Origin of the sequence: Xenorhabdus bovienii (genome assembly GCF_024721015.1) — a bacterium.
Classification (GTDB): Bacteria; Pseudomonadota; Gammaproteobacteria; order Enterobacterales; family Enterobacteriaceae; genus Xenorhabdus; species Xenorhabdus bovienii.
In genome coordinates, this window is record NZ_JANAIF010000104.1 from 1 (window position 1) to 7,915 (window position 7,915).

The following is a 7,915-nucleotide window of genomic DNA, read 5'->3' on the forward strand; positions in this document are numbered from 1 at the left end:
ATGAGTTTTTGGCGAAATGGATTATACCAAATCATCATGCTGTTCAGATTACCTTCACAAAACGTCAACACGCCCTAGTCTGTCGCCCAGCGGAGTCTATACTGAACGTTATAACCGTACCGTTCGTTATGACTGGCTGGGGCAATATTTATTTTCATCATTGAGTGAATTGCAAGAATATACGACAAAGTGGCAATGACTTTATCATCACGAAAGACCCGATATGGAATTAGGCGATGACATGCCAATAGCAGTATTTATTACGAGCTGCTTAAATCCCGCTTCTGACTTCCATAGAAAATGGGAGAATTAACAAACTCTCCCTTTTTAATGACAGAAGTAAATGCTATAGAATAGAAAACCATCATTCTGTTGGATCTAAACCAATACCCAAAACATATTTTATATATGTTAAATAAAATAATTACATTATTAAATAATTGCAAATAAAATAATAATGTAATGCAATTCTACGTTAGGTGACAATAAACAGCGAAAAATTGCGGTAATATTTAAAATATCAGTTTGATATTGGGCATTTCATGATATTAAACAGAGTTATCAACCAATAAAAAAAACAAACCATAAATACGCAACAACTACATATAAGTAATTGTTTTTAAATTATTTTATTTTTTTCTCTATGTTAATTACTTTTAGCAATATCAAAAAATGTTTCTTAGACTCTTAAAATATTAGATATAGATTCTCAATTTTCGTTTACCATAATGCCATGATTAATTCTGAATATTCCTCATCACTGAATAGAAATATAGGATATGTTAGCTATTCTCTGTATTAAAAATAACTTAGCCATTAAAAATAAAAATATTACCCCCTGCATTTGATTATTATATTTCTTGCCGGGATAATTTCTATTTAGTAATGAAATAACGTTATCATTTATCATTGCAGATATTAATTTTCATAGATTTTATAATTTCATTTATTGGATGAATATTAGACGAAACCATGAAGTTAGATTATTTGTTGCTCCATTTAAATATCACTAATTCTGGATGAGTTCAAGGATAAATTTATTGAACATCCATCATTTATGATATGTAATTTTATAAAATCCTAATTGTTATATTTTCCCAATTTTACTTACAAGGAATTAACAATTTAAAATATTAGATATCTAAAAGCAGTGACTTATTTTTATTTGGTCAAGTAATTGTATTTGCCATACCATAATTTTCTCTTAGTGGAGTATGAGTCCTTTTGCTTGCTGGATGGTGAAGCAATTTACTTATTATTGAAGGGAATTCCCCCTTTTTTATTTCTTTTTCTGGAGATGACTTTTGACTTCTCTTGCTTATGTTGACGCCCTTTGCGCGCTTGATCACCCCTATCGTGCCGATAGCGATTGTGACCAACTATTCGACGCGGCTATGCGTGAATTGACACGGTACCATTGTGAAAACAGCCCCAGTTACTATCAATGGTTGAAAGCAAATGGTTTGGATGATCAAAAACTAGAAAAATTGCATGACTGGTCGCGTTTACCGCCTATTTTCGCCAATTATTTCAAACATCAGCTGCTGCTAAGTCATACCGGTATAGATGCGCTGGAATTGACTTCATCTGGGACAACCGGTCAAAAGAGCCGTATGCGGTACGATACGCGCAGCATACAGGCAGCCCAGAGAATGGTTGAACGTATTTTCGAATATTACGGCTGGAATACACCAAAACAGCCTTGTAACTACATATTATTGAGCTATGAACCCGCCGGAGCAATTACGCTGGGAACCGCCTATACCGATCAATATCTGTGTCAGTACGCACCGGTATCGCAAGCTTGTTATGCACTGCGCCACAATGGAAAAAGCAATGAATTCGACCCATTTGGTGTGATCCGTGCCTTGCAGGAATTTGCCGCACAAGGGCTGCCAGTGCGTTTCTTAGGCTTCCCGGCCTTCCTCTGGTTCACGCTGGAACGGATGCGGGAAATGAATTTACCTCCACTACAATTGCATCCCGAATCTTTGGTCTTTTTAGGTGGCGGCTGGAAAACCCACGCCGATAAAGCCATTCCAAGATCCGAGCTGTACCGGCGTTTGAATGAACAACTGGGCATTCCTGATGAACGCTGCCGGGATGGCTATGGTTCAGTTGAGCATCCGGTGCCCTATGTTGAGTGCCAGAATCACCATTTTCATGTGCCGTCCTATGCCCGTGCTTATGTCCGTGATACAGCCGACATGGCGGTGCAATCCTATGGTAAACCGGGTTTTCTGCATCTGACATCACCTTATATCACTTCCAGTCCAGCACACAGTATCGTGGTGAGCGATTTGGCGGTATTGCATCCCGCCGCAGAGTGTGGATGTGGATTAGCTACCGATTGGTTTGAACTGCTGGGCCGTGCCGGTACGAGTAAAAGCCGTAGTTGTGCGATTGCCGCTTCTGAGTTGATTAAGGAATCCTGAAATGTATTTAGTTAATGGCGAGGTTATCTCTAACTTGGAACCGGCGGCCGCACTGGCCGATCTTAAAAACCGTCTTGCCGACGCCTTGGCTTGTCCTCCAACTGTACAAGAAGTGTTGGATTGCGCCGAGCGTTTTGCCAACAGTCTCAAAACCATGGCAACTGATTTTGCACTGGATGCAACCACAATCAGCACGTTACGCCACTTTTGCCATCGTGACGCACTGGAAGAAAAGCTGCGCCATGAATTGGGAGAACAGCCGTTTTCCCTGCGCCGTTTCGATTATACCCAGCCGCGCTTTGAGACTTGGCAACCTTTGGGGTTGGTGGTGCATATCACTCCGGCCAACGCACCATTGCTACCATTTATGGCTGTATTGGAAAGTCTGTTAGTTGGCAATATCAACTGGTTGCGCCCCAGTAGCAGTGATAATGGCCTCAATGCACGGATACTGGCTGAATTTCTGCGCCATGATCTCAGTGGCAAATTAGCGTCTTACGTCTCCGTAATGCCGCTACCGTCCGATCAATTGTCAGAATTACTTGCCTGTGCCGATGCCGTGTCTGCCTGGGGCAGCAATGCCGCATTGACGGCTATCCGCAGCCAGTTACGACCAGGTTGCCGCTGGATCGATTGGGGGCATCGCATCAGTTTTGCCTATCTCGACCCGATAGCAGCCAGCAACGCTGACTACGATGCCCTGGCTGATGATGTTTGCCGTTTTGATCAACAGGCTTGTTCCAGCCCGCAGTGCCTGTTGGTAGATAGTACCGACGAGAATGTTTTGCGCGAAGTGGCTGATGCCGTGGCTTCGGCACTGGAACGACGCGCACCGGTATGGCCGGCCTTACAGCCAGATATCCAAGAAGCGGCTGAAATCAGCAGTCAGATGGCATTTCTGCGCTTGGATCACACGTTTGCCGACGTTGCCGGTTCGGTAACTGAAGGCACAGGATGGCGGGTCGCGTGGACGCAACGTCAGGAACTGGCGGCATCTCCACTGTACCGTACTCTGCAAATTCGTCCTGTGCCGCGTGCGCAGTTGATCAACGTATTGCTGCCGTGGCGCCCCTATTTACAGAGTTGTGGTTTGATCGCCGGAGAACACGAATTGCCGGCCTTGAGCCGTCAGTTGCTGGCGGCGGGTGTCAGCCGGATATGTCAGGCCGGCGCTATGCATGAGGGTTATGAAGGAGAACCTCATGATGGCGTTTATGCATTGACGCGGCTTGCACGCAGGGTCTCAGTCAGTGTGAAAGCTGAACAACTGCCAAACCATGTCACGCTGGATAAATTATCCATCAGGCCGCCGGATCTGGCAGGGCTGCCAATCATGGGCAAAGAACAGTTTCAGCAAAGTGGCACGACACCGAAAGCACAAGTGTTTTTCCGCAGTGGCGGGAGTACAGGAGCGCCAAAATTAGCGGGATTCAGTCATAGAGATTATCACATCCAAATGCAAGCAGCGGCAGATGGCCTATTTTCCGCCGGTCTCGATCCGGCACAGGATCGCGTCATTAATCTCCTGTACGGCGGCAATTTGTATGGTGGCCTACTTAGCTTTTTCACTGTTCTGGATAAATTGTCCGTGCCGCATTACCCGATGGGTGGCCCGATAGACGACGATTTTAGCCAGATCCTACAAGTTATTGTCACGCAAGGCGTTAATACGTTGGTAGGAATGCCAAGCACGATATATCAGCTGTTTGAACGTGAAGAGGCCGCATTACGCGCTTATGGTGGTGTGCGCAAAATTTTCGCCGGTGGTGAACATGTCAGTGAAGAACGGCGTCAATTCTTATCCAGTTTTGGCGTGCAGGTGATCCGTTCAGCAATTTACGGTTCCGTTGATGCGGGCCCATTGGGTCATGCTTGCACTTGTTGCAACGAGGGCGAATTCCATCTGTTATCTGATATTCAGTGGCTGGAAATATTAGATCTGGACAGCGAACAGCCTGTTCAGTCAGGCGAGACAGGTCGGCTGGTGTTTACCCCTCTGGCACGGGAAGGACAAGTCGTTCAACGCTATGAGGTGGGCGATTTAGGCCACTGGTTATCGGAACCTTGTACCTGCGGATTATCGACACCACGCTTTAGACTGGAAGGCCGGCATGGTGGATTGATACGGGTAGGTTCTATTTTTGTGAACCCAACGGCATTGTCAGCCGATCTGGCGTTTCCGGTGCAATGGTTAGTCGGAAATCTCGATAAGGGTGGCGAATACATCCATGTGTTGGCTGATGGCGATGTTAACCAGGTACGTCAACATCTACTGCAACATGAAATGCTGAATCAGGTTGTCAGTAGTGAATTGTTGCAATTGGAAATCACGTCTACGCCAGCCGGACAGTTCCGTCGTCATTCCCAAAGTGGCAAGACGCCGTTAGTGCTGGATTATCGCGTCTGAAACAATATACCCAATAGATTTCAAAACGACTTTTGAGCTAATCATGACTTTATCATTACACGATCTAGTGGAATACACCCGTCACCACGCGCCCTTTTTTAGGGATCTTTATAATAATTTGCCACAATCCGGCTGGGCACTAACGGATTTACCTTTAATCGATCCTGCTGCTTACTGGCAGCAATCGCAGCCATTGGAGAATTGGCCGGTACTCACCGGCCCTATCAACAGTGGCCATATTTTTAAAACCGGCGGCTCTACCAGCGAAGGGAGGTTGTCGGTGTTCAGTCGCAGCGAATGGCAAGCCTTTGTGCGTTCGTTCGGCCAAGGTCTTGCACAACAATTACAATCTGGCGACCGTGTTGCCAATCTCTTTTTTGCCGGAGATCTGTATACCAGCCTGTTGTTTATTCACGGAGCGTTATCTCATTCACCGGTTCCGGTGGTGGAATATCCGTTTACCTGTTCAGTCGATGATCAGGCGTTGGCTGACGCCATTGTTAGCTTAGGGATTAATGTACTGGCGGGAGTGCCGGTACAATTGTTGCGTTTTGCCAGTACCTTGCAGCGTTCAGGCCAGTTTATGCCCAATATTGATCGTCTGTTGTACGGCGGAGAGAGCCTGTTTCCGGAACAACTGGCTCTTTTGAATATCGTGTTTCCCAACGCGCGCATTGGTTCAATCGGATGTGCCAGTGTTGACGCAGGTCTGATTGGTGCCGCCTCTCCTGATTGTCACCACGGTGAACATCGGGTTTTTGATGAAGATTCGATTGTCGAAATTATTGACGAATCCAATGGTCAGCCCATTACTGAGTCTGGACGCAATGGCATGTTAGTTGTTACCAACCTACAACGTCGTCTAATGCCGGTGATTCGCTACCCCACAGGCGATCTGGCCTGCTGGTGTGAAGAGCCGGGAAGACTGAACCGCAAATTTGCTTTGCAGGGTCGGGCTGGAAGTGCTCACCGTATCCGGGTTTCCACGTTATCCCTGTTTCCCGATCAGATTGCCCGTTTACTGCAACAACAGAAAGGAATACTGGCTTGGCAGCTATTGTTAAGCCGTCAGGACGGCATAGATAAGATAAAACTGCTATTAGCCAGCGACTCACCACAGATGCCATCAACAGCATCAATCCATCAGGCGTTAGTCACTGCCCAGCCCGCTATGGCAGAACTATGTAGCCAAGGGGTGTTACAGGTGGAGGTAGCCTCTTGCGCTCTGGAAAATATGGTGACGCACCCACGTTCCGGCAAGCTGATACGGGTCGTGGATCATCGTTGTTATAATGCTGAAGAGAAGACAGCATGAATATAAATCCAGTCATGCCGTTGATTCGCTTATTCCGGGAAGAAGATTCCACCGGAGTCAGCGCGTTGTTTCGAGTCGTTTACGGCGAAGATTACGTCTATCCGGAAGTCTACCTACCAACCATGCTGAGTCGTTATAATGCGGCCAGACACTGGTATTCTGCCGTTGCAATACAGGATGGGCAAGTATTGGGACACGCGACATTGTGGCGGAATGGGCGTTGCCCATCAAGTGCAGAGCTCGCGCTTATCGCGGTACATCCACAAGCGCGCGGACAGGGTATTGCGACCGCGCTGGGCCGATATTTGTGTGATCAAGCCAAAGAAATGGGATTGGGTATACTCACGATTAAACAGGTATCGTCGCATAATCACAGCCAGCGTCTGGCTCAAAATTTGGGCTTTCACACCACGGGTTTATTACCGGATTATGTGACATCTCCCTTTGATCAAGCACGTCCGGAAAGCATTGTACTCGGTTGCCTGCCTTTGCAACGCTGGCCGTTTCCAGAATTACACTGGCCGGTAAATTGGCAAACGTGGCTGACATCGGTCACTCAAATATTTGGTCAAGAACCGCTAAAACCTGCGGTTCCAATAGATACGGGTATTAGCATCGCCAGTCATGGTGGCCGATTGGAAGTCTGGATAGAAACGCAGACAACGGAGCGGGTAAAAGAAGTGACAGAACTGCCAGCGCACAAGCTGATATATGTGAAACTGTCGGTCGGAGAAGAGACTCTCCACGCGGTACAAATTTTGCAGCAAGCCGGATTTGCCTGCACAGGATTTGTGCCTGGTCACCATCATCGTTGGGAAGTGCTTCTGGTTCGGGGACATAGCAGAAAAGAACTGGCTCTAAGTTGCCAGTTTGCCCACAATCTACATCAGCAAAGTCTGTTTGCCTGTGCCGAAAGGTAGACTTTTGTCATTATCAGACGTGGGTGACAACACGGCTGAGAGAACTGGACGTCGATATCGCCGACCAGCATGCCACGTTAAGCAATATGCAGCGCAGTGGCAAGTGAGTGAATCCCCAGTTACATAGATAACGATGTGACTGGGGTGAGTGAAAGCCGCCAATAAAGCCGCCATTTGAAAGATGAAGGGAATAATTCCATTTCCAAGATCTGTTCCTACCTACCCCCCCAAAAAAATATCCCTCCATCCAGCCATTTGTCAGATAAGGTTTCATTGTGATCTGGCATGGTATATAGGCTCCATATTACGTTCCGTCATTTCCTCATATAAAAACGCAACCATGAATAAAAGGACACCTCAGACCACTATGTAAAAATTGGAGTTTTCTTATACAAATGGAGAGTTCAATACAAAAACGTGCTCAAAGGTGTAATTATTCAAGGATGGAATATGGAGCAGGATGAATGTCACTTGATAAAAAATGACCCTATCATAAAAAAATAATTATCATATTGTTTTTATTTGAAAAAATAATAAATCACCATCCATATCTGTCGAAAAAACGGCCATCTTTTGATAATACCCCAAAGTGCGAGTAAGCCATTATTTTTGAGAATCTGAAAGATTATTTAGTGGAAAAAATGACAATAAATGATATTTTTAATAAAAATCAGAAAAATTTGCGATAATAATCCATTAAAATATAGAAATATCTTTAACTAACTTAAATAAATAAAATTTTGTTAAAAAACAAAACATTTTATACCAAACTGTCTAGTTTAGATTTATAATCTATTTGAAAATAATTTAATGGAATTTAATTTCGGATATGTCAATT

At 45.3% G+C, this 7,915-nt stretch carries 4 protein-coding genes and 1 pseudogene; all 5 read left to right on the top strand.

Annotated elements, in window-relative coordinates; translation table 11 throughout:
- Nucleotides 1-97: 97 nt before the first annotated feature.
- A pseudogene (locus NXS07_RS22260) lies at nucleotides 98-275 on the top strand (integrase core domain-containing protein); the annotation flags it as partial.
- 1,029 nt (nucleotides 276-1,304) lie between these two features.
- Nucleotides 1,305-2,435, top strand: a complete 1,131-nt coding sequence (locus NXS07_RS17710) for a LuxE/PaaK family acyltransferase (RefSeq protein ID WP_238127145.1) — start codon at nucleotides 1,305-1,307, stop codon at nucleotides 2,433-2,435.
- A gap of 1 nt (nucleotide 2,436) precedes the next feature.
- Nucleotides 2,437-4,842, top strand: coding sequence for an acyl-CoA reductase (locus NXS07_RS17715; protein WP_258087287.1), 2,406 nt, complete (start codon nucleotides 2,437-2,439; stop codon nucleotides 4,840-4,842).
- 43 nt (nucleotides 4,843-4,885) lie between these two features.
- Nucleotides 4,886-6,157, top strand: coding sequence for a phenylacetate--CoA ligase family protein (locus tag NXS07_RS17720; RefSeq protein WP_258087288.1), 1,272 nt, complete (start codon nucleotides 4,886-4,888; stop codon nucleotides 6,155-6,157).
- Nucleotides 6,154-7,077: a GNAT family N-acetyltransferase gene (locus NXS07_RS17725; protein WP_038194222.1), complete on the top strand. Its 924-nt coding sequence runs from the start codon at nucleotides 6,154-6,156 to the stop codon at nucleotides 7,075-7,077. Before NXS07_RS17720 ends, NXS07_RS17725 begins: the two co-directional genes overlap by 4 nt.
- Nucleotides 7,078-7,915: the final 838 nt, after the last annotated feature.

Bases quoted from the DNA above. Each gene is read 5' to 3' on its own strand.
- NXS07_RS17715 (WP_258087287.1), top strand. From the start codon at position 2,437: ATGTATTTAGTTAATGGCGAGGTTATCTCTAACTTGGAACCGGCGGCC.
- NXS07_RS17720 (WP_258087288.1), top strand. From the start codon at position 4,886: ATGACTTTATCATTACACGATCTAGTGGAATACACCCGTCACCACGCG.
- NXS07_RS17725 (WP_038194222.1), top strand. From the start codon at position 6,154: ATGAATATAAATCCAGTCATGCCGTTGATTCGCTTATTCCGGGAAGAA.